Origin of the sequence: Rossellomorea sp. YZS02 (assembly GCF_033963925.1) — a bacterium.
Lineage (GTDB): Bacteria > Bacillota > Bacilli > Bacillales > Bacillaceae_B > Rossellomorea.
The window spans coordinates 203990-230108 of record NZ_JAXBLY010000005.1; the positions used below are offsets into that span (position 1 = coordinate 203990).

Here is a 26119-nt window from a genome sequence, read left to right on the forward strand (position 1 = left end):
GATGAAGGTATTGGTAACGGGCGGAGCGGGATTTATAGGGTATCATGTTACAAAAAGTCTACAAGAAAAAGGACATTCTGTTATAATGATCGATTCTCTTATCACTGGCAAAGAAGAAAATATTCCAGATGGTGTTGCATTTTACAAAATGGATATCACCAGTCCGGAAATTGAAACAGTATTCATAAAGGAAGAGCCGGATGTCATTATCCATTTAGCAGCACAGATTTCTGTGTCCTATTCAATGAAGAATCCGCAGGAGGATGGAAAAGTCAACATTATCGGGACCATTAACCTTCTTCATCTGAGTGCAAAATACCATCTGAAAAAATTCATCTTTGCTTCTTCTGCGGCAGTGTATGGAACTCCTCTGAACCTGCCGATCGATGAAAGTCATCAGCTTATGCCTACCTCATCCTATGGTTTATCCAAGATGACATCTGAAAACTATATTCAAATGTATTACCAATCAAATTCCTTACCTTATACGATCCTCCGATTTTCCAATGTGTACGGACCAAGACAAACATCAGAAGGCGAAGCGGGCGTAATCTCTATCTTCCTGAACAATGCGTCACAGGATAAACCCATCCAGGTTTTCGGTAATGGGAATCAAACCCGGGACTTCATATATGTGAAGGATGTTGCTGAGGCTTGTGTCCAGTCACTTGAACTCGGCGAGAACAAGATCATCAATATTGGTTCAGAAACACAGCTGAGCATCAATCAACTCATACACTCAATATCCAAAATTAGCGAAAAACCTTTATCAGTCAAGTTCGAATCTGCAAGGGAAGGTGATATTGAACATAGCTCCCTGGACTATTCAAAAGCAAGGGCGCAGTTGGAATGGTCTCCTCGATACTCATTGGAACAAGGCCTTCGTGAAGCATTGAATGAAATTCAAAGAAAGAGAAGGAGGAGTCATGAAACTGCTTGGGAAAAAAGTCACTCCATTTAATAAAAATCAACCAGGAACTCTAGTTATTTCATTGGATTTTGAGCTCTATTGGGGAATGCAGGACCAGCTTCCCTTTAAAACGTATAAAGATCAATCTGAAGAAGATGCTGAACATGTGGTTTCATCCATATTGGAAAGCTTCAATCGATATAATATCCATGCCACATGGGCCGTTGTCGGCTTTATGTTTTATCAAAATTTCAAAGAGTTGAGAAAAGATTTTCCGGCAAAACTGCCCGGTTATCATGATTCACAGCTTTCGCCCTATGTGTATCTTAATTCTATAAAAAATGATAGAGATCATTATGAATTTCACTTTTCCCCCTCAATGATCAGTGAAATAGCAAAGGCAAAAAACCAAGAGATCGGCACCCACACCTTTTCCCATTATTACTGCTTAGAAGAAGGTCAGACAATCGAAGAATTTAATGCTGATCTCAGTAAAGCCATAGAAGTAATGAAAAAGGTGCGGCAGGAACCAAAAAGCATTGTTTTTCCCCGTAACCAGATAAAGAAGGAGTATGTCCAGCTTTGCAGAAGTAAAGGGATCACTTCCTACCGGGGTACTGAAAAATCTTGGATTTACGATTTGAAGACGGGTGAAAATAAGAGGTATGTGAAGCGCGCTCTCCGTTTTCTTGATGCCTATTTCAATCTCACTGGACACAATACGTATTCCCTAAAGGAAAGTGATGGGTCTATGCCATTGAATATACCATCAAGCAGGTTCCTCAGGCCTTATTGTCCAAGGTTAAAAAGGCTTGAATCCCTTCGTCTTAAAAGAATTCTGGACGATCTAACGTATGCTGCGCAGAACGGCCAAACCTATCATTTGTGGTGGCACCCACATAATTTCAACTCGAACTTGCGAGAAAATCTTGAATTTCTCAATCGAATTTTTGAAGTATTCTCTGGATTGAAGGAAGAGTACGGGATGAGAAGTCTAAATATGACAGAACTACAAAGGGAATTTAATTATAATAGGGGGATTTGTGATGAAGCCGATTTACTGGAAGAAATGGATGTTAGATATAACTGATTTATACGGAACAATTGAAACAGATAGACCTCATAAAAAAACAGACATCACGATCGTTTCTCAACTTCCTAAACATATGTCTGATGACAAATACCATATGCTTAAAAAGTTTAAGACCCTCCATCTGAATCTTGAGCAAACAGAAGAAGAATTATTCAAGGGAATGAATCGAACCACCCGGTATCAGATTAACAGGGCCTCTAAAGATTCTTTTGAAGTCACAATCATAGATCATCCCTCTCCAAAAGACATTAAGGAATTTGTTCAGTTTTTCATCCCGTTTTCAAAGGAGAAAGATATCCCATCCTGCAGTTACAGTAAACTGAATTCCCTAGGTGAAGAAGGAATGCTTGTGATAACGAAAGTGATAGATGAGCATGGGCGTAAACTGGCTTCGCATGCGTATTCCCTGACAGAAGGAAAAGCGAGCATGATTCACTCATGTTCCGGACGGTTTGAATTCGGAAATAATCAAGAAAGAAATCGAATCGGAAGGGCTAATCGCTTTCTTCATTGGAACGATATCCTATACTTTAAGGAGCAAAATTATCAGATTTATGATTTTGTCGGTATATCATTCGATGATGATGAGGATAAAGCCATGAAGAATATTTCTGACTTTAAAAAGGGTTTCGGAGGAAGGGAAGTAATAGAATACAAATATTATATAGCCCATAGCCTTCCGGGAAAAATAGTATTATTTATCTTAAGTCAAAAATGGAGAAAGAGGCCGGATTTCTTAGAGTATAGCTTTAAATAGAAATATTTCTATCAAATATAACCGAACATCATTAGACCTCCTGTTTTCAGAGAGGTCTTTTTGTATGGAAAGAAATTATTGTTTCAGCTGTGGATATGCCATTTTGATAAAGGCATTTCATTCAATTTTACTGAAACTCTGAAATAGTAATCACTCATTCTCCCGTTCTATCTATTATAATAATGACCCTCAATTTACTAGAAAGGAGATTGATAGAATGTTCTCAGTTAAAAACAAAGTCGCCATCGTGACAGGCGGTGGACGGGGTCTTGGGAAAGAGATGGCCATGGCGCTGGGAGAAGCGGGAGCGCATGTGGTCGTATGTTCGAGGAACCTCCCGGCGTGTGAAGAAGTGAAGAAGGAGCTCCTGGATCTAGGCGTACAGTCACTCGCCATCCCTTGCGATGTGACAAAGAAATCAGATGTTGTGAACGTAGTCGAAATGGTGATGAAAGAGTTTGGCAGAATCGATATCCTGATCAATAATAGCGGGACGTCCTGGACCGGCCCTTTTGCCGACATCCCTGAAGATAAGTGGGACAAGGTGATGGATGTTAATGTGAAGGGGGCTTTTTTGTTTTCACAGGAAGTGTCCCGAATCATGGTGGGTCAGAAAAGTGGGAAGATCATTAATATTGCTTCCGTGACCGGATTTGGCGGGACGAATCCCATGCTGATGGATACCGTTCCCTACAATACGAGTAAGGGGGCGGTCATGACCCTGACGAAGGATCTTGCAGTGAAGCTGGCGCCTCATAATATTCAGGTGAATGCCATCGCACCCGGTTTCTTTCCTACGAAAATTACAAAGGAATTATTCGCCAGTCAGGGAAACATGATCAAGCAGCATATACCTGCGCGGAGATTTGGGCAGCCAGAAGATTTGAAAGGTGTTGCCGTCTTCCTTTCCTCTACTGCCTCGGATTATATCAATGGACATATTTTGATCGTGGATGGCGGCATCCGTGCACAGGTTTAAGGAGGGGAAGACATGGATCCATTTTATGAAGATATGAAAAAGCTATGGATGAGTGTGGAGTATGAGCTGAATCAAGCGATTAAAGTGAAATTGGACGACCCGGTGTTTGTAGAATCCGTCAAGCAATGGCTGCAGCTATTCCACGTTATCGTGAATTTATTTCAAACTCTGCTCTTTCCACAGGCAACGACATTAAATGAATAAAGAATAGAGGTAACACGATGAAAGAAGAGAATAATCAAAAAGAAGTCGCAAGGTGGAGAGGCTTCATTGACACATTGCAAAATGAAAGCGAGTGGCAGCCGAACTTTCCAAGGGAAGAAATCTGGAATCGATACAACAGTAAACTATGGTACTATCATTCCGAAAATAAAAATGGTCTGATCCCCGTATTTTTACTATATTCACATATCAACAAACCATCCATTCTTGATCTGACCAAAGAACATAGTATGATAGGGGGATTTCTGAAGGAAGGATATGATGTCTACCTTCTCGAATTTGGTGAACCTGTAATAGAAGAAAGAGGAATCGGTTTGGCGGAGTATCTTTCTCTTTATGTGGACCCGTGCATAAAGGAAACGCTTAAACATAGTGGTGAAAATCAGCTTTCCCTTTCCGGCTTTTGTTTAGGAGGGACGCTAGCTGTCATCTACGCAGCGTTACACCCTCAACTCATCAAGAATCTTATGCTTTTTGTCACCCCCATCGACTTTAATCAAATCCCGGATTATCGCAGTTGGGTCGAAGCTTTGAAAAAAGATGAATTGGATGTCCCGGCTTTCGTGGAAGAAATGAATATCATCCCCGCACCCTTCGTCCGCTATGGAATGAGGGCATTGACCGCGCCTATTTACCTTTCTCCCTATTTTTCACTTTTAAACAGAGCCTACGATAAGGAATATACGGATTACTGGCTTCGCTTCAATCAATGGACCAATGATCATCTCTCCCTAACCGGTGCGATGGCAAGGGATATCCTCACATATTTCATTAAAGAAAATGTTTTGATGAAAGGGGAATTTACACTCTCCGGGGAAAAGGTCGATCTGAAAACAATAGAATCCAACACTTACATGATTTCTTCTCAATATGATCATTTGGTTCCAACATCCATCAGCACTCCATTATTAGACCTGATTTCGAGTGAGGATAAGCAATTATCAGAGGTGGCAGGGGGACATGCCAGTCTTATTAAATATGGAATTTCAACCGGACTTAAAGAGTGGTTACACGCTCACTCGAAATAAAGAAAGGAGGGAAACATGACGATGATGGATTGGGAAGTGGATTACCCGTTGGAATATTTAAGTTTTGCTTTCTTTGTTTTTAAGGATTTTATTTTATCTTATTTTAATTAAAAGGCTGTTTTCGCAAAGATTGTTGCTATTCATATACAGACGAAGATTTGCGAATGCTCTGTCTTATAGGGTGTGGTGCAGTCGGGTGAAGGGAACAGTCCCGCTTTCCTCAGACGTTCGGCCGAGCCTCCTCAGAAAAAACCGCTTCCGGGGTCTCGGCACGCCCGTTTTCCGTATGAGTCTACGCAGTACCCTGCACCCTCTAAAGTAGTAAGTAGTTGACAGAGCAAAATGGTTTGATGGTTTGTGACCTCAGTTTAAAAGAGTAAAGGACAAAAAATCAGTCAATGAAATTAATGTAAAAGCAGTGGCATACACAATTTCCACATTTCCTTTATGATCGTAAAACTTTTCATCTGTCTAGTTGATTGGAGCGGAAGGTGCTCGACTCCTGCGGGAATAGCGTGAAAGTTGAGACCCCACAGGGCAAAGCCCGAGGAGGCTCAACTCACGCCCCGCGGAAAGCGAGCACCTGTAGCGGAAATCAACCGCCACTCGCTACATCCAAAAGCAACAATGTATTCGAAAACAGCCAAATGAAAAAAGAGACGGTCGGCAGTTAAGCCTGGTCGTCTCTTTTTTGCAATGATAGGGAATATTTCCGTCTAATCGACATCATTTCCCGGGAAAATATGAGGAATGCTGTCGGAAATGACATCGAAACGTAAAATGAACGAATAAAATTGCAATAGGTTTTAACCGCTTCTTTTGATAAAATAGTAGATAATGCAAATTTTCTTACAAAAGGTGGTGAGTGATCATTGGTTGAGATTTGGTTGCTGGAGATCCTGAAAGGATTCGGGAAATTATTTCTGCATCCTGTTTTCTATCTCTCTGTGTTCTTCTCTATTATGATGGGCTATTACCGTGTGAAGAGGGAACGAAGAGATTTTAATACGAGATTGTTGGATGGATACCATGATATGAGGGTATTATTTTCTTACGGTATCGTACTAGGGTTGCTGTTTTCAATCGTTACGGTAGGAGTGGGAATGGTGATTCCTATCGCCGGCGTGATCCTGATCGGGGCGGTGTCGATCCTGTTTGCGCTGACGGGTCGTTTTCAGCTTATGTCAGCTACCATGACTGTAGGTTTTTCCTATTTCATATTAGTGTTGTTGGATTATTTTCAATGGGACATCCCCTATGTGAATACATATGTGGAGAACGTGAACCTGGGACTGCTGAGTTCCGTCGTCGTACTACTGGGTGTGCTGACGATGATAGAAGGCATCCTGATTCGACTGAATGGTTGGAAGCATACATCACCCCGTTTATTCAAGAGTGCCCGCGGCCTGAAAGTTGGGGCACATCTCGGGAAGAAACTGTGGCTGGTTCCGATGTTCATCCTGATTCCTGACGGGAGCTTGACGCTTCCATTTGACTGGTGGCCGGTGCTTACTGTTGGGACGGAAACGTATTCTTTGCTATGCGTACCGTTTCTTCTTGGTTTTCAGCAACTTGTGAAAAGCACGTTGCCGGAAGTGGCGATTAAATATACGGGATCCCGGGTTTTCTGGTTGGGTGCATTCGTTTTGACGTTGGCCGTAACAGGTTTTTGGGCACCTATGTTTTCAATCGGTGCAGCAGCCGTCGCCGTCATAGGACGTGCATGGATTGCATACCGCTACAGAAGTACGGAGGATTCAAAGCCTTACTTCTTCAAACGTCAGCCGAAGGGAGTCATGATCCTTGGTATCCTCCCGGGGTCGCCTGCCAAGAAATTGACCCTTGAAGTAGGTGAAATCGTCCTGAAGGTGAACGGAGTAGAGGTAAATACGGAAAGAGCGTTTTATGAAGCCCTTCAAAAGAATGGGGCTTATTGTAAACTGGAGGTACTTGGGACGAACGGAGAGAACCGTTTTACTCAAGGAGCTTTGTATGAAGGTGATCATCATGAATTGGGGATCATTTTTGCCGATGAGGCTTCTGGATGGGAGCATCACCAGGTTTCTTGAATAAGAAAAAAGGATAGCCGCGGCTATCCTTTTTTAGTGCTTTTCACTATCCTTCTCCGTCTTATCAATAATCGACGTACCGACCAAATCTCCGGTCACATTCAGGGCCGTGCATCCCATTCCGACAAGGGCATCGATCGCCGTCAACAAAGCGACGGTTTCCATTGGAAGGCCGAGCTGGGCGAATACCGTTGCTATCATGATGATACCTGCTCCAGGGACACCTGCTGTTCCGATTGAAGCCAATGTTCCTACGAGGACAACGACCAGCATATCGGTCAGAGATAACGGGTCTCCGACGACATTGGCGGCGAATACGGCAGATACGGCAATCCGGATGGCAGCGCCGTCCATATTAATCGTTGCACCGAGGGGTAAGCTGAACCCGTACAGGCTTTTCGGCAAGCCGAGATTTTTAGCTGCATTCAGTGTCAATGGCAGTGTTCCAGAACTGCTTTGGGTGACGAATGCAGTCAACATTGGTGTGCGGGCTTGAGCAAAGAAACGGCGCGGGCTGATTTTGAAACCTGCAAGGGCGATAATATAGATTCCGATTTGGACAAACAATGCAATATACAGAACGAGAATCATATTACCTAATGAGAGCAGCGTGTCCAGTCCCTGATTTCCGACTGTATTGGCCATGATGGCAAAAATCCCGACCGGTACATATTGAAGAATCACCTTCATGACGGCCAGGGTGGCTTCGTTCAAACCATTTACTACCTTATACACATGGTCGCCCAGTTCACGATACTCCGCTTGCGACCGTAAATACGAAATCGCAATACCGAACACAATGGCTGTAAAAATGATCCCCAGAAGGTTCATTTCAGTGAATGCCGTGACGATATTCTCCGGAATGATATTCAGGAGGACGCTTGTGACTCCGGGATTTTCCGGCACCTTGAATTTCTCCGTCGTATCAAGGGTCATGCCTGTTCCTGGTTTAAAGATACTGGCAACGGCGATTCCGACGATGATGGCTAAAGCAGATGATAATAAATAGTATAAGAACGTCTTTCCGCCCATTCGTCCAAGCTTGCTTACATTCGTCTGATTCACTCCTACCATCAAGGTGAACAAGATGAGGGGGATGATCAGGAACTTAAGCAGGCGAATCAAGATGTCGCCAAGGGGTGAAAGGACGGATGCATCCTTTCCGAAGATTAGACCGGCGGCAACCCCCAGTACGAGAGCCACGGTTATTTTGATGATCAGGGATGTATTGAGATAACCTCTCCATAGAGATTTCATGTTTTGACGCCTCCTTTAGTCTTATAGTCCCCAAAGTCCTAAAACATAACATTTATATAAATCTGATAGGTTTAGTGAGGATTCATTTTCATAAGATACAACAGATCTTAGAAAGTGTCAAAGTCGGTGATTATTTGAGTGGAAAAGACTCTTATATTTCAAATAGATCCCTCTGAACAGATGGTCTTTTAGCATCCGCTTGTTATACCGCTGTTGATTTCCGTGCAAGACTTCGCTTTCCTCGGGCGTCCGGCTGAGCCTCCTCGTCGCATACGCTCCTGCGGGGTCTCAGCCAGTCCGCTTTTCCGAAGGAGTCTTCGTCTTGCACTCCAATCTACAGCTGGAACCTGCTGAATACATGAGTTAAGCTTTAGCACTTAAAAAATCCGAACGAGATTGATTTTTAATCAAATCACTCGTTCGGATTTTTCTTTAGCTGGAACCCTTTTGTCCCAGCCTCTTTATTTGATTAATAAATCGTCATATGACGGTTCTTTCCTTTCAGTATCTGAAAAACTCCATATAAGAATAATCCAACGGCTACGATTCCAAGGAGCCATTGTCCGAAAGGCTGCTGGGCGAGTTTAGATAATGCCCCGTCAAGTCCCTTTGTTTTATCCGGGTCGGCGGTGATGGCCGTCTGGATGAAGAAATAGCCAATGAGTAAAAAGACGATCCCGCGTGAATACAGCCCCAATTTCCCAGTTTTTCGTCCAAGTTCCCATTCCTTCTCTGTCATTTCATGTCGTTTGAATTTGTCGGTGTATTTCTCTGTATAAGCTTTATGAATTTCATAGAGTGCGAAACCAATAATGATAAGTCCGACAATTCCGACGATCCATTGACCGAAAGGCTGGGCCAATAGCTTGGCTGAAAGGGTCTGTTTGGAACCCGAACCGGATCCCGAGCTTTTGGCATGCATGGCAATGGCAAAGGCGTTGTAGGTTAAGGACCCATAGGCGATGCCGCTGATAAGGCTTGCGAGTCTCCTGAACATGGACTTCCCGTCATTCTTTACATGCTCCGGATCTTTGATCACCTGGATGAGGCGCCAAAGGACGATTCCAATCAATCCAACTCCCAGGACCCATAATAGGACTTCCCCAAAAGGCTTGCTTGCCACGGCCGCAAAGGCCCCGCTCGAATCCGAGGTGCTACCGCCTATACCGAGTGCAGCCATGACGGATAATGCCCCAATAAGCATATACACGATGCCCCTTGAGATATAACCAACCCTTGCAAATCCTTTAATCCATGGTTTTATATTATTCGATGAAACGGATGAACTGTTTTTGTTCCCATTTGACGAACTAAGGGATGAAACTCCTGCCATAAACCTTTCTTCCTTTCTAATTCAATTTTCGTAAGACTTATGTATGCTATTCCCCTGATAACGAAATAACAAACCTTTTTAACGAACAGTAAATGTTGGATGTATTGAGACAATTTTGCCTGTTTTTCTTTAAGAATTTTTTACAAATAATCTATTTACAACCCATGTGGAGAGGAGTAATATATCTATCATCAAATGAATATTCTTTATCGCTTAATTCATGAATTGAAGCGGGGGAACCATTAGTACTATAGGGGTGAATCCTTTCTATTGAAAGGTAGGGCTACTTCCATGACCCGAATCCGTCAGCTAACCTCGTAAGCGTAGTGGGAGAGGATGATACTTGTGATCTTTAATGGATAATGACCACAGGCTTAGTTCCTGGTGGTCTTTTTGCGTTGTTTGATATGGGAATTAAGTCATGAACAAGCATTAGATGGTTAAGCTATAAAAAAGGTTTTGGAGGATTTCATCATGAAAAAGCAGTTTGCCGTTATTGGATTAGGGAGATTTGGAGGGAATTTGGTCCAGGAGTTGGCTGATCTGGATGTTGAGGTGTTAGCCATTGATATTCATCATGATGTGGTACAGAAATATATTGATATTGCGACTCATGCTGTGCAGGCGAATGCCATGGACGAATCCGTTCTCAGGTCACTTGGTTTGCGGAATTTCGATCACGTGATTGTATCCTTCGGGGATAATATAGAAGCAAGTATTCTCACGACGCTCCTTCTTAAGGAATTGGGAGTGAAGGAAGTATGGGTGAAGGCGTCAAATTCCTATCATCAGAAGGTGCTTGACCGGATCGGGGCAGATAAGGTCATTCATCCTGAAAGGGACATGGCCAGAAGGATCGCCCATCATATCACATCTGAAAAGATCATCGATTACATCGAGTTATCGAAGGAGCACAGTATTGTAGAAGTATGCGCTTCAAAGAAGGTAGCCAACAGAACGTTGAATGATCTTGATGTACGGGCAAAGTTCGGATGTAACATCATCGCCATCCACCGGGGAGAAGAGGTCATTGTATCTCCTTCTGCCGATGAAGTGGTCGAAATGGAGGATCTCCTGATCGTCATAGGACATAATCGGGATATTAACCGATTTGAAAAAGAAGGTGTATAAGGATGAAGCAAAAGGTCATTCGGTTAAGTCCACCGCAGCTTCTTGTTGTGACCTTTCTATTTTTTATCATATTGGGGATGGGACTGTTAAAACTTCCTTTCGCCACCACTGAACATATTACCTGGCTTGAGGCCCTGTTCACGACTACGTCAGCCATGACTGTGACGGGTCTTGCTGTTGTGGATACGGGGAGCGTCTACACTTTGTTCGGGGAAATCGTCGTCATGAGCCTTATCCAGATCGGAGGACTAGGGATCATGTCCTTCGCGGTCTTGATCTTTATGATGCTAGGTAAAAAGATCGGATTCAAAGAGCGATTGCTTCTGCAACAGGCCCTGAACCAAACGTCAGTGGGCGGGGTCATCAAGCTTGTGAAGTATTTATTTGTCTTTTCTTTTATCGTTGAAGGGTTTGCCGTCCTTTTATTAGCGACGGAATGGGTGCCGGAGTTTGGATGGAAGAGGGGATTATATGTCAGTGTCTTTCATTCAATATCGGCGTTTAACAATGCAGGCTTCTCCCTATGGTCCGACAGTCTGATGGGATATGTGGGTAGCCCTGTCATCAACTTGACGATTTCATTTCTGTTTATATTGGGAGGGATCGGGTTTACGGTTCTGGTGGATTTGTGGAAATCCAAAACGATCCGTCAGTTATCCCTTCATACCAAAATCATGGTAATTGGAACCTTCCTGGTCAATGTTATTGCCTTCATCATGATATTCGTACTGGAGTTCAATAATCCGAATACCCTGGCTTCACTCCCGATTTCAGATAAGATATTTGCCTCCTATTTTCAGGCGGTAACACCCCGGACAGCAGGATTCAACTCACTTGATTACGGGAGCATGGAGCGTTCCACTTTGCTCTTTACGATCTTATTAATGTTTATCGGAGCAGGGAGTGCTTCCACTGGAGGGGGTATTAAGCTGACGACCTTTGTTGTCATTTCCCTGAGTATGATTGCCTTTTTAAAAGAGAAAAAAGAGATTCGGATTTTCAGGAGAACGATTGATCAAACGCATATTTTTAAAGCATTGGCTTTATCCATGATCAGCGTGCTCTTGGTCTTCACCGCTCTTTTCTTCCTTGAAATGACGGAAAAGAATGTGTCGTTCCTTTCCCTTGTGTTTGAAGTGGTGTCTGCCTTCGGGACGGTAGGGCTGTCCATGGGGATTACGGGCTCCCTTTCGGTCATAGGAAAATGGATCATCATCATTGTGATGTTCGTCGGTAAACTCGGACCCCTCACATTGGCTTTCTCCCTTTCCCGACCTGATAAAGAGAAGATCCGCTATCCGAAAGAAGATATCCTTACAGGCTGAAAATCGGCTTTCCTGCTTTGCCCATCCAGGGCATGTGGGAAGGCCGATTTTTTTATAAATCAAGCAAGAATCCATCCATGACCTCGCATAAGGCTAAAAACACTGTTGTTAAGCGTTTTCATCATGAGTTTTTGTGATTGACTTAAGCATTGCACGGGATTATACTGTTGAAAAATTCTGACTTTTGGTGGTGCTGTTGTTGAAGCGTGTGTATAACTTTTCTGCTGGTCCTGCTGTGTTGCCTGAGCCTGTATTACAGAAGGTACAGGCCGAGTTATTGAATTATCGTGAAAGTGGCATGTCTGTGATGGAATTAAGTCATCGGTCGGCCCCTTTCCAAAATATAATAGAAGAAGCACAAGGCCTACTCCGTGAACTGCTTTCGATCCCTGACAATTATCAGGTGATTTTCATGCAGGGGGGAGCATCCCTGCAGTTCTCCATGATCCCCCTGAATCTTCTCGGTGAAGGACAGGGAGCGGATTACATCGTGACAGGAAGCTGGTCGAAGAAAGCCGTTAAAGAGGCAGAGAAAGTCGGAAAGGTCCAAACACTTTCCCTCAAAGAACCCTTTGAGATCCCGTCCTACACATCAGAAGATTTTTCATCACAATCGAGCTATGTACATATCACATCCAATAATACGATCGAAGGGACCCGGTTTCATGAATATCCTGACACAGGGGGCATTCCCCTTATCGCCGACATGTCTTCCCATATCCTCTCTGAGAAGATCGATGTTTCTTCATTCGGACTCATCTATGCAGGTGCCCAAAAAAATCTCGGGCCATCAGGCGTGACGGTCGCCATCATCCACGACAGCCTGGTCGGGAAGGCACCTGATCAATGTCCGACCATGTTAAATTACGAAACATATGTGAAGCATGACTCCCTCTTCAATACACCGCCGACCTTTGCCATCTATGTTCTGAAGCTTGTACTGGAATGGGTGAAGGAGAACGGTGGGGTGGAAGGGATGCAGGAGCATAATGAGAAGAAAGCGGCCCTTCTTTATTCCTGTATCGATGAATCATCGTTATTCCAGAACCCCGTACCGGTGAAAAATCGTTCACTTATGAACATTCCGTTTTCTACGGGAGATGATGAGTTGAATGCCCAGTTTTTAATGGAAGCCAAAGCGGAAGGGTTTGAGTTCCTGAAGGGCCATCGTTCAGTTGGGGGAATGAGGGCCAGTCTATACAATGCCATGCCAAGTGAAGGTGTAGAAGCACTTGTCGATTTCATGAAAAAATTTGAAGTGAAGCAAGGAGGACAATGAACATGATCTCAATCAATACGTACAATGCCATCAGTCAAAGCGGATTATCCCTGATCGAGGATGATCTCAACTATCATTTGAACGGAAATGGGGATCCGGATGGAATCCTCGTCAGGTCAAAGAACCTCCATGATTATGATTTTCCGGCTTCCGTCAAAGCCATCGCCCGTGCAGGGGCGGGAGTCAATAATATCCCCATCGATCTCTGTACGGAAAAGGGGATCGTCGTTTTCAATACACCCGGTGCCAATGCGAACGCCGTCAAGGAGCTTGTCCTCGCCAATTTGATTGCTTCATCTCGTAATCTGTATACGGCCGTTGGCTGGACAAACTCATTAAAGGAATCGGAAGAAGATGTACCCGGAGTAGTGGAAGCAAAGAAAAAAGAGTTCGTGGGAAGTGAAATCAAAGGGAAGAAGCTCGGAGTCGTAGGCCTCGGAGCGATTGGTGTCCTGGTGGCCAACGATGCCCTTGCACTCGGCATGGATGTAGTGGCGTACGATCCGTTTATCTCCGTCGATGCTGCATGGCGTTTATCGCAGGATGTGAAACGGGCCCATCAAATTGAAGAAGTGTGGGCAGAGTGTGATTTCGTCACCCTACACATCCCTTTGACGGATAAAACAGCAAGCTTCGTGAGCCCGGAAGCTTTCGCGAAAATGAAAAAAGGGATGACGATCTTGAACTTTTCACGAGGTGAGCTTGTGGAAGAGGATGCCATGGCCGGAGCATTGGATTCAGGGGTTGTCCGGAAATATGTGACGGACTTTCCGAATAAAAGGGTACTCGACATGAAAAATGTCGTTCCTGTTCCTCATCTCGGTGCTTCTACCGTTGAGTCGGAAGAGAACTGTGCCATCATGGCCACCAAGCAGTTAAAAACGTATCTTGAAACCGGGAATATTAAGCATGCCGTCAATCTGCCGGATGTAGAGCTGCCGTACAGCGGGAAAATGAGAGTGACAGTCATGCATCAGAACATCCCGAACATGGTGGGACAAATTGCCACGGTCCTGTCCGGATACGCCGTCAACATCGCAGATATGATCAACCGCAGTAAGCATACGTGGGCCTATACCATGATCGATCTTGACCAAAAGCTAAATGAAGAGGAACAAGCGGATGTCAAACAAAAATTGAAAAACATCTCTGGCGTCGTTTCCGTGCGCCTTATCTGATCCATATAACACTCCCTCATTCAATGAGGGAGTTCTTTTTATCAGCACATCCTATCCTGAAAAAATGTGGACGGGCAATCAGCACGTATCATTACCCGGTAAAATACCATATTAGTAAGAGAAGTAGAAATGATTGCGCTAGTGGAAGAACACCGCAGCCCCGAGGAAAGCGAGCACCTGGAGCGGAAATCAACCGCTACTCGCCCCATTAAATGCAACCCGATATATGAAAAAAGCCAAAGGAAAAGCCACGGATTTTTGCATCGGCGGACTCTCCTTGATACTATTTTCATAAAGTAAAGATAATCAGTGAGAGGAGAATACCATGGGAATTCATCATTATTTTAAAAGCTTATCAGATCTCGAGACACTCATCCGCTGTCCGGGTCGATTCAAATATCATGAGCATAATGTAGCCAGTCATTCCTTCAAAGTGACGAAAATCGCCCAGTTTCTCGGGACGGTGGAGGAACAGAACGGAAAGGAAATCGATTGGAAATCCCTTTACGAAAAAGCGCTGAACCATGATTATGCAGAATTGTTCACGGGCGATATCAAAACCCCTGTGAAATATGCCTCAGGCAAGCTGCGGGAGCTCTTCAGCCAGGTGGAGGACCAGATGGTGAATAAATTCATCACGACGGAATTTCCACCTCAGTTCCAAGAAGTGTACAGGGAACGTTTCAAAGAAGGGAAGGACGAGACCCTTGAAGGAAGGATTCTCTCCGTTGCGGATAAAATCGACCTGTTGTACGAATCCTTCGGTGAAATCCAAAAGGGAAATCCAGAACCGTTATTTATTGAAATCTATCAGGAAGCGCTGTCTACCATTGTGAAATATAAGGACCTGGAATGCGTACAATACTTTCTCGAATACGTCCTTCCGGATATGCTGTCAGAGAAATTCATCCCCCATAGTGAGCTGAAGGAACGGACACGGAAACTGATCCGGGAAGGTGACGAGTAAGAACCCCTTTCCAGAATGGGGAAACTTCGGTAGAATATGTGGTATTCCCTTATCTTTCAAGGAGAGTTGAACGTGTCCAAAATTATTTTAGGCTTATTTTTACCAGGATTGCTTGTCGTTCTGTTCACAAGGGTGACGTATAATCATTATGTCGGCCTGATCCTGACCGTTGCCCTCATCGCGGCTTCCGTGTCAAAGGGCTATACGGATTCTTGGTTGCTCATAGTCATAGACGCGGCTTCGCTGACCGCCGGATTCTGGTATAGTGACCGGATGATGAAAAAAGCGAAGAGAAGTGCATGAGTATAAAGCTCATAAAAAAACCAGGTCCCTTTAAGAGGGTCCTGGTTTTTTAGTGGTTATTTTTTTCTATTTTGGGGCAGCGACTACATCAACATCATTCGCTCTTACAAAGGCAAGGCGGTGATTAAGGTGGATGAGGTAAAACTCATCGTCCCCCCAAACAATCTTGTGCGTCGTCTCCGGGTTATACGTGTAGACCGGTGCGCTGTAGAAGCTTCCCTTCACTTTCTCAGAGGCGACATATTTCTGTCCCGGGGTAAGGGTATATTGAAGCTCAGTCATGCCTCTTACCGGAATCCCTTCAGGGAAGGCTTCTGCTTCCGGATAAGCTAATCCGTAAACCGGGATACCTGTTTTTCCTTCTTTTGGTGTGATGACAATGCCTGAGCCTTTGGTAGTATTGGTCCCTTTCGGATTATAGAACCACGCTTTTTGAGCTCCATACCAAATCGCGGTCCAGTCCCCTTCTTCTTCAGCCTTATAAAAAGTTTGACCTGTTACGGCTTTATTTCCCCAATTAGACGCATCCAGTGGATGAGCATTTGGAAGTGCCGCATCTTTGATTAGTGGGGCATCGAAGCTCGGAGCTGAATACAAATACACAAAGTTTGCCGATTGTTTCGGCACAGGTTCACCGGTCGGTGTCTGAAGATCCGGCATATTCGTGCTGAAATTAGGCCGGATTTGCACGACGTCTTTTTGCTTTTTCCCTGACTCGAGCGGTGCTCCTAAGATCTGCATATAATGTGCCCAATCCCAGAATGGACCCGGATCCCAGTGCATGGCCGGCTGTCTGGCGGCGGATGTTCCCGGCACTTCGTCATGTGCGATGATGTGATCTCGGTCCAGCGGAATATTGTACTCCTTGGATAGGTGCTTTACCAATCGCGCAGATGCATGATAAAGCTGTTCGTTATACCAGGCTGCCCCTTCAATCGCGATTCCTTCATGTTCGATCCCGATGCTCTTGGAGTTGAAGTACCAGTTACCTGCATGCCACGCTACATCTTTGTTATCGACCATCTGGGTAATATCACCGTCCGAAGATCGGATTACATAGTGGGCGGAAGCCTGGGTCGTTTCCCGTTGAAATACCGTTTTTGTTAGATCATAGCTGATTTCCGTGTCGTGGAGGACGATGTACTTGATTTCCTGATCATCATACGGACGATTGGCTTTGTCGTAGTTGCCGTATGACCATTCATATACAGTGCCATCATGATCGATTTGTTTGTAGGCTGCCGGGACGTAATGGCAGGCAAGGCCATTCGGACAGTCTGCCTTGTTCTCATCGTTGTCGGATTTCAAATGTAGGCTGTTGATGGTTTCTTTATTAGGTTGGGTTTGTTTAGCTGCCAGCTTGACGGAATATCCATCTTCAGTCTGCTTCACTGCACCATTGTTGATCGTATCATACACCCGATCGGCAAAATCCCTTGCTCCTGTACTGTCAGATGAACCACTGTATTTGGCAACAGCTCCATACCAATCATTGAGGTCAGTCGAAGCTTGTCCCACCGTTTGTTTCGCATACTTGGCGAGTAGTGCAGCAGCGCCGCGGATGTTCTGCTTTTCATCATGCTTCAACGTTTCTGTTGGAAGGGAAAGCAAGTCAGCTGCCGTATTTAATGTGTGGAGAGAGGGGTCGGTAATGGACAAATCGGAGAACCTTTCAGTTGTCACCGCTTGCTGTCCAGCTGCTTCTTCCTTCCCTGATAGATACATATGAAGGGGTTCATCTCCGGGCTCTTCCATAGAATCAAGGTCGACATCAGTCAGATGCATCAGTCCGTAGCCGCCGGAAGCACTCGGCTTCCCGTCATGGTGTTCCCATAAGGACATGTTATAACCGACTGATAGCAGGATTTCGACGGGTACGTTAAACTCCTTGGCGGCTTCTTGAAATGCTTCCTGCAATTCTAGTGAATCGACCATTGCTGCCTGTGCGATTCCTTTATAAGAACTGGAAGGAGATACGGGGGATATGGCAGATCCCAATAGGAATCCTGTCATACTCAGACTGCCGGCAACTTTTAACCATTTCGCTTTTTTCATACATTCCTCCTGTTGTGAAGTATTTTAATAGAACACATAAAAAAGCTTAATGAAAAATAGACTGAATAGTCAATCAATTATTGGATATATGCCTAGATGAATATTTTGGGGAAGATAATTGAATTGTGGATAAAGAGTGAATTATGTGAATAAGATACTGGTTCTATTGGTTATTCACAGTTTGAAACCGTGTACAAAAGGTTTGTTCACAAGAAAATTGACGAAATGTGCATAAGTTTAAGGATTTTCCACAAGTGTTATCGAGTTATACACATGGTTATGCACAGGGTGTGTATAGAATTGGTCGCATTCTGTCGAAAAAAGACGGTCGCCCCGCAGTTCCTTGTCGAAAATTCTATTCTATCACCAAATAAATAAGAACGTTGAAGTTATCCACAATGTTGAGAAAGAAAAAAGGGAAGGTCCGTCCCTCGAGTGAAATAAACGAACTTTTGTTCGCTTATTGTTGGTTAATCCTGAAGGAAATGTGGTAGAATGTGTATAGAAGAATGTACAGTGTTTAAGATGGGTATATGTAGGTAAATACAAGGTAGCAGTCCTTTATTATAGGAGGTTTCACGGTGAAAGATCAATTTGAGCTCAAGTCTAAATATAAACCAGAGGGAGATCAGCCCCTGGCTATAGAGAAACTGGTACAGGGTATAAATGAAGGGAAGCGTCATCAAACTCTACTTGGAGCAACAGGGACGGGAAAGACATTCACCGTCTCCAATGTGATCAAGCAGGTTGAGAAGCCGACCCTTATCATTGCCCATAATAAAACCCTGGCAGGACAGCTCTACAGCGAGTTTAAGGAATTCTTCCCTGATAACGCAGTTGAGTATTTTGTCAGTTACTATGATTACTATCAGCCCGAAGCGTATGTTCCACAGACCGACACCTTCATCGAAAAGGATGCAAGCATCAATGATGAAATCGATAAATTAAGGCACTCCGCTACCTCGGCTTTGTTCGAGAGGAAGGATGTCATCATCATTGCCAGCGTATCCTGCATTTATGGTTTGGGTAATCCGGAAGAGTACCGCGAGCTCGTCCTTTCCCTCCGAACGGGAATGGAGATCGAACGGAATCAACTGCTCCGTAAGCTTGTGGATATCCAATATGAGCGAAATGATATCGACTTCCAACGCGGAACCTTCCGAGTACGTGGAGATGTTGTGGAAATTTTCCCGGCTTCCCGTGATGAGCACTGTATGCGTGTAGAATTTTTCGGTGATGAAATCGATCGGATCCGTGAGGTGGACGCCCTGACAGGGGAAATCTTGGGAGATCGAGACCATATCGCCATCTTCCCGGCTTCCCACTTCGTTACCCGTGAGGAAAAAATGCAGGTAGCGATCAAAAATATTGAGAAAGAACTGGAAGAACAGCTGGCGATCATGAAGGAAGAAAATAAATTGCTAGAGGCACAGCGCCTGGAGCAGCGGACACGTTATGACCTGGAAATGATGAGGGAAATGGGCTTCTGTTCAGGAATCGAGAACTATTCCCGACACCTGACATTGCGGCCGTCCGGATCGACTCCGTACACGCTTCTGGATTACTTTCCTGATGACTTCCTGATCGTAATCGACGAGTCCCATGTAACGTTGCCTCAGATCAGGGGAATGTTCAACGGGGACCAGGCACGTAAAAAAGTGCTCGTGGATCATGGATTCCGTCTGCCTTCAGCCATGGACAATCGTCCTCTCCGATTTGAAGAATTCGAGAAGAAGACCCAGCAGCTCCTTTATGTTTCGGCAACTCCCGGACCATATGAGCTGGAACATAGTCCTGAAATGGTCGAGCAGATCATCCGGCCGACGGGACTTCTGGATCCGATCATCGAGGTACGTCCGATCGAAGGGCAGATTGATGATCTGTTAGGTGAAATCAATGAACGGATCGAGAAGAATGAAAGGGTACTCGTCACTACGTTAACGAAGAAGATGTCAGAAGATCTCAGTGCTTACTTGAAGGAAATCGGGATCAAGGTCCAATATCTCCACTCAGAGATCAAAACGTTGGAGCGTATTGAAATTATCCGGGACCTCCGATTGGGGAAATATGATGTGCTGGTCGGAATCAACCTGCTCCGGGAAGGGCTGGATATTCCGGAAGTTTCACTTGTCACCATCCTTGATGCTGACAAGGAAGGCTTCCTGCGTTCAGAACGGTCCCTGATCCAGACGATAGGCCGGGCTGCCCGTAACAGCAACGGGAGAGTCATTATGTACGCAGATAAAATCACGGATTCCATGCAGAAAGCACTCGATGAAACCGAGCGTCGCCGTACGATACAGCAGGAATACAATGCAAAACACGGCGTGACCCCGACGACGATACAAAAAGAGATCCGTGATGTCATCAGGGCAACTCATGCCGCTGAAGAAGCAGGGGTTTATGAAGGAGAACAGACAAAGGTTTCGAAAATGTCTAAACCGGAGCGACAAAAACTTATTGCTAGCCTGGAAGTGGAAATGAAGGAAGCGGCCAAGGCACTCGATTTCGAACGTGCCGCACAGCTTCGCGATACCATTCTTGAGCTCAAGGCGGAAGGATGAACGAATCATGGCGCAGGACCAAATAATCGTACAAGGAGCTAGAGCTCATAATTTAAAAAATATAGATATTAAAATCCCACGGGATAAACTGGTTGTTTTAACAGGGCTGTCAGGGTCGGGGAAATCTTCCCTTGCCTTCGATACCATTTATGCAGAGGGCCAGAGACGTTATGTCGAATCCTTATCCGCCTATGCCCGTCAGTTTCTGGGGCAGATGGATAAGCCGGACGTCGACGCCATCGAAGGGTTATCGCCTGCGATTTCCATCGATCAAAAAACGACGAGCCGCAATCCCCGTTCAACAGTGGGGACGGTAACAGAAATTTATGATTACCTGAGATTGCTGTTTGCCCGTGTCGGAAAACCGATCTGTCCGAATCATGGGATTGAGATCACTTCCCAAACAATCGAACAGATGGTTGACCGGATTTTGGAATATCCTGAGAGGACCAAACTGCAAGTCCTGGCACCGGTCGTGTCGGGCCGTAAAGGAACTCATGTGAAGACTCTTGAAGACATCAAGAAACAGGGATTCGTGAGGGTACGCATCAATGGAGAGGTACAGGATCTCGGTGAGGAGATTTCGTTAGAGAAAAACAAGAAGCATTCCATTGAAGTGATCATCGACCGGATCGTTGTAAAGGAGGGAGTCGCTGCACGACTTTCGGATTCACTTGAAACGGCATTGCGGCTCGCAGATGGACAGGTGATCATCGATGTCATAGGGGAAGAAGAGCTTCTATTCAGCGAGCATCACGCATGTCCTTACTGTGGATTCTCCATCAGTGAACTCGAACCGCGGATGTTTTCCTTCAACAGTCCTTATGGTGCATGTGTAAGTTGTGATGGGCTGGGAACAAAGCTTGAGGTGGATAAGGAGCTTGTGATCCCCAATTGGGACCGTACCCTTGCTGAGCATGCCATTGCTCCATGGGAACCGACTAGTTCTCAATACTATCCCTCTCTTCTGAAGGCCGTATGCGACCATTATGAAATTCCAATGGATATTCCCGTTAAGGATCTGCCGAAGCACCAGATGGATAAGATTCTTTATGGATCCGGGAAAGATGAGATTTACTTCCGTTACGAGAACGATTTCGGACAGGTGAGGGAAAACTATCTCCGTTTCGAAGGCGTCATCCCGAATGTGGAGAGACGCTATCGTGAAACGAGCTCGGATTATATCCGTGAGCAGATGGAAAAGTATATGGCGCAGCAGGACTGTCCTACATGTCACGGCCACCGTTTAAAAGAAGAGAGCCTGTCGGTGAAGGTGGATTCCCTTCACATAGGGGAAGTGACGGCTTTTTCAATCGAGGAAGCGGAGCAGTTCTTCCATCAACTCCAACTTTCCGAGAAAGATATGAAGATCGCCAACCTAATTATGAGGGAAATCAAAGAACGTCTTGGCTTCCTGGTGAATGTTGGACTGGAATACCTCACATTGAGCAGGGCGGCCGGTACGTTATCGGGCGGGGAGGCACAGCGGATCCGCCTTGCCACTCAAATCGGTTCGCGGCTGACGGGGGTCCTTTACATCCTCGATGAACCATCCATTGGTTTGCATCAACGGGATAATGACCGTCTGATTGATACATTAAAGAATATGCGTGAAATAGGGAATACGCTGATCGTCGTGGAGCATGATGAAGATACGATGATGGCAGCTGATTATCTGATCGATATTGGACCAGGTGCGGGAGTACATGGTGGTGAGGTCGTATCAGCGGGGACACCACAGGAAGTAATGGACGATCCGAACTCATTGACCGGTCAGTATCTGTCAGGTAAGAAATTCATCCCCCTTCCACAGGAAAGGCGCAAACCCGATGGCCGTTACCTGGAAATTGTGGGGGCAAAGGAAAACAACCTGAACAACGTCAAGGTGAAGCTGCCACTGGGGATCTTCACAGCCGTAACCGGCGTATCGGGATCCGGAAAAAGTACCCTTATCAACGAAATCCTGCATAAATCCCTGGCTCAAAAGCTTCATAATGCGAAGTCTAAACCAGGTGAGCATAAAGAAGTGAAAGGTATCGACCATCTGGACAAAGTCATCGATATCGATCAGTCGCCTATCGGACGTACCCCTAGGTCCAATCCAGCAACGTATACCGGGGTATTCGATGATATCAGGGATGTATTTGCGACTACGAATGAAGCGAAAGTCCGCGGCTATAAAAAGGGCCGTTTCAGCTTTAACGTAAAAGGCGGCCGCTGTGAAGCGTGTCGCGGGGACGGAATCATCAAGATTGAAATGCATTTCCTGCCGGATGTGTACGTTCCCTGTGAAGTATGTCATGGAAAACGATACAACCGTGAAACCCTTGAAGTGAAATACAAAGATAAGAATATTTCAGACGTCCTTGAGATGACGGTAGAAGATGCAGTGAAGTTCTTCGAAAACATCCCTAAGATCAAACGTAAGCTGCAGACCATTTTTGATGTCGGCCTTGGATATATCACTTTAGGTCAGCCGGCCACCACATTATCAGGTGGGGAAGCCCAGCGTGTGAAGCTAGCATCCGAATTGCACCGACGTTCAACGGGTCGTTCACTCTATATCCTAGATGAGCCGACCACTGGACTACATGTCGATGATATCGCACGTCTCCTCGTCGTCCTTCAACGACTGGTCGAAAACGGAGACACCGTCCTTGTCATCGAGCACAACCTCGATGTCATCAAGGCAGCCGATTACCTTGTGGACCTTGGTCCCGAAGGTGGAGACAAAGGGGGAACGATCGTCGCAAGCGGAACCCCTGAAAAAGTAGCCGAAGTACAAGGCTCCTACACAGGTAAATACCTCAAACCCGTACTCGAACGCGATCGTGAACGGATGAAAAAGAAAGTTCGGGAGAAAGAAGAAGTAACAAATTGATAATGAGGGGAGATGTTTAATGCATCTCTCTTTTTTTATTATTAATATGAACAGGGCATTGGTTTTTACTTCACCTTTAATTCGGAGGGCTGGAGGCTTTTTGTGTAAAAGTTATGTAATTGATTGTGAATGATCGAGTATCATGTTGGATAATAAATGCTTGAAAAGTTGATTGGAGCGGAAATCAACAAGCTACTTGCCCATATAAAATGTTCATCAAAAACCAAAACCACACCTCCATACCTACCCAAATTCAGCCTCCAGATGGAGTGAAGCACAAATCCCATATGTGAAAATAAGATTAGTAACAAATGCATTGAAACTTTTTGCCCAGCGTATCGTAAATAATAGTAGAGGAGATGATGAAGATGGACACCAATAAGGTATTATCAGCCCTATGCTATTTTAGTATATTTTTTGCCGGCTTCCTTTTTCCTTTGATCGTATATTTTCTAACGGATAATCCATACGTGAAAAAGGATGCAAAAGCAGCATTTCTATCTCATTTATTACCGGTCATTGCGGTCCCTCTTGTGATTGCGGGTCTGTTTATGGATATGGGGGTTTTCGCCACTGGTGCGGGACTGCCTGTCTTTACCTTCGTCATGATCGGTTTAGCTATATTACTCAGTGTTGTTGTAGTCATTTGGAATGTGTATAAGGGCATCAAAGTACTTTTATAATCGATAAAGGGGATGAAAGAGTATGAATGAAGAACGCAAACGCATTTTGGATATGTTGGAGAATGGAACGATTTCGGCACAGGAAGCACTGGCATTGTTGGAAGCGCTCGAGAAGCAGCCAAAAACATCGAAGACTAAAGAAAAAGATTTTCTTGATGATTTTGTATCCATCTTTCAAGACGAGAAAAAGGATGGGAAGGATCAACATTCGGGAAATCCGAAAGATAAGCTTCTTGACTTCATGAATTCGGCGCTGAATAAGATCAAGAATTTCGACTTTGATTTCCAATGGAATCAATCAGTAGAGTTGTCCCATGTTTACCAGCAGCCCAATACGGATTTTGTGAAAATTGATGTGGATGTGGCGAATGGGAAGGTGGAACTGATTCCATGGGATGGAGAGGAAGTCCGTGTAGAATGTGAAGCCAAGGTGTATCGCACGGAAGATCACGAAGAAGCGAGAAAGCAGTTTATGGAGAATACATCCTTTGCCGTGGATGAAGATACGCTCTATTATTCGACCCAATTAAAGTGGATGAAAGTGGATTCCAAGCTCTACATTCCGAAGCATCAATATAAAAGGATTTCGGTCCGCTTATTCAATGGTGGATTAAAAGCCAGTAATCTGGAAGTTGAGGATCTTCGTACGAAGGCGGCAAATGGGAAGATCGAAATTGACCGCCTGTCTTCGAAAAAAGTAGAAGTTGAAACGTCCAACGGGGCGATTACCATCAAGAACGCAAAAGCAGATCATGTAGAGGCGGAGTCCATTAATGGGAAGGTCCATGTTGAAGGGGATATTTTGTACTCTGATGTTCAGTCTCTGAATGGAAACATCGTCTGTGCCCTTACGGGGGAGAAATCCGATACGGTGCATGCCAAAACGGTAACGGGCAATATTGATCTGTTCGTACCTGAAAACATCAATATTTCAGGAGAAGCTAAATCGAATTTCGGTAGTTTCAAGGTAGAGCTGCAGGGTATTGATGTATTAGAGGAAAAAAACGAAGTGGTGCAGAAATCGATCCGTTTCAGTCGAAAAACCGACTCGACGGATAAGCTTCATCTTTTTGCGGAAACAAAAGCAGGATCTGTCCTCATAAAAAAGCATGAACAGAAGAATGTTAATAAGGACAACGCATAAGATGAGAAAGAAGGTATAACGATGAAAAAACGATTAGCACGATCAAGGTCCGACCGTAAGCTGGCTGGAGTGATTGGGGGATTATCCCGTTATGTGGGGATCGATTCCACGATCCTGAGGGTGATTTTTATCATCCTGCTCATTCCGACGGGATTTTTTCCGCTCGGTGTCATTTATGGGTTATTGGCCTTCGTGCTGCCACATGAGGAGGAAGCCATCAGATAATGAGATGGATTATCGGAATTTTAATCAATGCAGTGATTTTTATTGCATTAGCCGGATTTTTTGAAGGATTCGAAGTATCGGGGATCGGAGCAGCAATCGGAGCGAGTTTTATCCTTTCGATCCTGAATGTTCTCGTGAAACCGATACTGATCATCCTCACGTTGCCGGTCACGATTTTATCACTGGGGCTGTTTTTATTCGTCATCAATGCCATCACGTTATTATTGACGGATGGTCTGATGGGAAGCAGTTTTGAACTATCAGGCTTCGGGATGGCATTTCTGGCATCGATCATTTTGTCACTGGCCAATCTGGTGATTCAAAAAGCGGTCCTCGAGCCAATGAAAGAGAAGTAAATAGAAAAGGACTCCGGTTTTTACGTGCCGGAGTTTTTTTGTTCGAAAAGTTTACTATTTTACAAGGGGTGTTTTCGTAAACATTGTTGCTTTTGGATGAAGCGAGTGGCGGTTGATTTCCGCTACAGGTGCTCGCTTTCCGCGGGGCTGGCGGTGAGCCTCCTCGGCTACGCCTGCGGGGTCTCACCTGTCCAGCTACGGCGGCTAGCCCCTCGAGGTCATAAGCTAAATGGTCCAAGAAGGCAAAAGAACGCCTTCTTAGCCCATTCATCTTATGCTTGTCGGGGCTGAACGAGCCGCCTCCGCATTTCGTGCTGTCCAGCGTTTCCCGCAGGAGCTATTCCTGTGAGGTGAGAATTCATCTATTGCATAAAAAAAGA

At 44.9% G+C, this 26119-nt stretch carries 22 protein-coding genes and 1 riboswitch; of the genes, 19 read left to right on the forward strand and 3 right to left on the reverse strand.

The window, feature by feature from the left end; genetic code table 11:
- The first annotated feature begins 1 nt into the window (after position 1).
- From SLH55_RS07220 to SLH55_RS07250, 7 genes are all read left to right on the forward strand, one after another.
- On the forward strand, positions 2–961 hold the full coding sequence (locus SLH55_RS07220; protein ID WP_320323080.1) for an NAD-dependent epimerase/dehydratase family protein: 960 nt from the start codon (positions 2–4) through the stop codon (positions 959–961).
- The gene (locus SLH55_RS07225) at positions 927–2000 is read left to right on the forward strand and encodes a polysaccharide deacetylase family protein (RefSeq protein ID WP_219165873.1); all 1074 of its coding nucleotides are present in this window, start codon (positions 927–929) and stop codon (positions 1998–2000) included. The genes SLH55_RS07220 and SLH55_RS07225 overlap by 35 nt, the downstream gene beginning before the upstream one ends.
- Complete coding sequence (locus SLH55_RS07230; protein WP_320323081.1) at positions 1957–2760, forward strand: hypothetical protein; 804 nt, start codon at positions 1957–1959, stop codon at positions 2758–2760. Before SLH55_RS07225 ends, SLH55_RS07230 begins: the two co-directional genes overlap by 44 nt.
- A 217-nt stretch (positions 2761–2977) precedes the next feature.
- Entirely contained in the window at positions 2978–3739 is a 762-nt protein-coding gene (locus SLH55_RS07235; RefSeq protein WP_320323082.1) for an SDR family oxidoreductase, read from the forward strand.
- Positions 3740–3751: 12 nt separating this feature from the next.
- On the forward strand, positions 3752–3943 hold the full coding sequence (locus SLH55_RS07240; RefSeq protein ID WP_320323083.1) for a hypothetical protein: 192 nt from the start codon (positions 3752–3754) through the stop codon (positions 3941–3943).
- Positions 3944–3960: 17 nt separating this feature from the next.
- Entirely contained in the window at positions 3961–4989 is a 1029-nt protein-coding gene (locus SLH55_RS07245; RefSeq protein WP_320323084.1) for an alpha/beta fold hydrolase, read from the forward strand.
- Positions 4990–5861: 872 nt separating this feature from the next.
- Entirely contained in the window at positions 5862–7058 is a 1197-nt protein-coding gene (locus SLH55_RS07250; RefSeq protein ID WP_320323085.1) for a PDZ domain-containing protein, read from the forward strand.
- A gap of 33 nt (positions 7059–7091) precedes the next feature.
- Here SLH55_RS07250 and SLH55_RS07255 read toward each other — a convergent pair whose 3' ends face one another.
- Both SLH55_RS07255 and SLH55_RS07260 read right to left on the reverse strand, forming a co-directional pair.
- Positions 7092–8315: a dicarboxylate/amino acid:cation symporter gene (locus tag SLH55_RS07255; protein ID WP_320323086.1), complete on the reverse strand. Its 1224-nt coding sequence runs from the start codon at positions 8313–8315 to the stop codon at positions 7092–7094.
- A 469-nt stretch (positions 8316–8784) separates the two neighbouring features.
- Positions 8785–9648 (reverse strand): DUF1206 domain-containing protein, encoded by an 864-nt coding sequence (locus tag SLH55_RS07260; RefSeq protein ID WP_320323087.1) that lies wholly within the window; start codon positions 9646–9648, stop codon positions 8785–8787.
- A gap of 200 nt (positions 9649–9848) precedes the next feature.
- Positions 9849–9988, forward strand: a riboswitch (cyclic di-AMP (ydaO/yuaA leader).
- A gap of 134 nt (positions 9989–10122) precedes the next feature.
- Between SLH55_RS07260 and SLH55_RS07265 the strand changes: the two genes are divergently transcribed.
- The 6 genes from SLH55_RS07265 (at position 10123) to SLH55_RS07290 (ending at position 15831) form a co-directional block, all read left to right on the forward strand.
- Positions 10123–10779, forward strand: a complete 657-nt coding sequence (locus SLH55_RS07265) for a TrkA family potassium uptake protein (protein ID WP_320323088.1) — start codon at positions 10123–10125, stop codon at positions 10777–10779.
- Positions 10780–10781: 2 nt separating this feature from the next.
- Positions 10782–12104: a TrkH family potassium uptake protein gene (locus SLH55_RS07270; RefSeq protein ID WP_320323089.1), complete on the forward strand. Its 1323-nt coding sequence runs from the start codon at positions 10782–10784 to the stop codon at positions 12102–12104.
- A gap of 199 nt (positions 12105–12303) precedes the next feature.
- Complete coding sequence (gene serC, locus SLH55_RS07275; RefSeq protein WP_320323090.1) at positions 12304–13383, forward strand: 3-phosphoserine/phosphohydroxythreonine transaminase; 1080 nt, start codon at positions 12304–12306, stop codon at positions 13381–13383.
- A gap of 2 nt (positions 13384–13385) precedes the next feature.
- Positions 13386–14561 (forward strand): phosphoglycerate dehydrogenase, encoded by a 1176-nt coding sequence (locus SLH55_RS07280; protein WP_320323091.1) that lies wholly within the window; start codon positions 13386–13388, stop codon positions 14559–14561.
- Between the two features lie 325 nt (positions 14562–14886).
- The gene (locus SLH55_RS07285) at positions 14887–15528 is read left to right on the forward strand and encodes an HD domain-containing protein (RefSeq protein ID WP_219165861.1); all 642 of its coding nucleotides are present in this window, start codon (positions 14887–14889) and stop codon (positions 15526–15528) included.
- 36 nt (positions 15529–15564) lie between these two features.
- Positions 15565–15831 (forward strand): CsbA family protein, encoded by a 267-nt coding sequence (locus SLH55_RS07290; RefSeq protein WP_320323092.1) that lies wholly within the window; start codon positions 15565–15567, stop codon positions 15829–15831.
- A gap of 66 nt (positions 15832–15897) precedes the next feature.
- Here the strand turns inward: SLH55_RS07290 and SLH55_RS07295 are convergent, their stop codons facing one another.
- A complete protein-coding gene (locus SLH55_RS07295) occupies positions 15898–17886 on the reverse strand; it encodes a peptidoglycan recognition family protein (RefSeq protein WP_320323093.1) in 1989 nt (662 codons plus the stop codon).
- 581 nt (positions 17887–18467) lie between these two features.
- On the opposite strand from SLH55_RS07295, the gene uvrB reads away from it, so the two are divergent.
- The 6 genes from uvrB (at position 18468) to SLH55_RS07325 (ending at position 25739) form a co-directional block, all read left to right on the forward strand.
- Positions 18468–20450: an excinuclease ABC subunit UvrB gene (uvrB, locus tag SLH55_RS07300; protein ID WP_320323094.1), complete on the forward strand. Its 1983-nt coding sequence runs from the start codon at positions 18468–18470 to the stop codon at positions 20448–20450.
- Between the two features lie 7 nt (positions 20451–20457).
- Positions 20458–23331, forward strand: a complete 2874-nt coding sequence (gene uvrA, locus SLH55_RS07305) for an excinuclease ABC subunit UvrA (protein ID WP_320323095.1) — start codon at positions 20458–20460, stop codon at positions 23329–23331.
- Positions 23332–23699: 368 nt separating this feature from the next.
- Positions 23700–24014, forward strand: a complete 315-nt coding sequence (locus SLH55_RS07310; protein WP_219165857.1) for a DUF4870 domain-containing protein — start codon at positions 23700–23702, stop codon at positions 24012–24014.
- A 22-nt stretch (positions 24015–24036) separates the two neighbouring features.
- Positions 24037–25158 (forward strand): DUF4097 domain-containing protein, encoded by a 1122-nt coding sequence (locus SLH55_RS07315; RefSeq protein WP_320323096.1) that lies wholly within the window; start codon positions 24037–24039, stop codon positions 25156–25158.
- A 21-nt stretch (positions 25159–25179) separates the two neighbouring features.
- Positions 25180–25383, forward strand: a complete 204-nt coding sequence (locus SLH55_RS07320; RefSeq protein ID WP_219165855.1) for a PspC domain-containing protein — start codon at positions 25180–25182, stop codon at positions 25381–25383.
- Positions 25383–25739, forward strand: a complete 357-nt coding sequence (locus SLH55_RS07325) for a phage holin family protein (protein WP_098351986.1) — start codon at positions 25383–25385, stop codon at positions 25737–25739. The genes SLH55_RS07320 and SLH55_RS07325 overlap by 1 nt, the downstream gene beginning before the upstream one ends.
- The last annotated feature ends 380 nt before the right edge of the window (positions 25740–26119 follow it).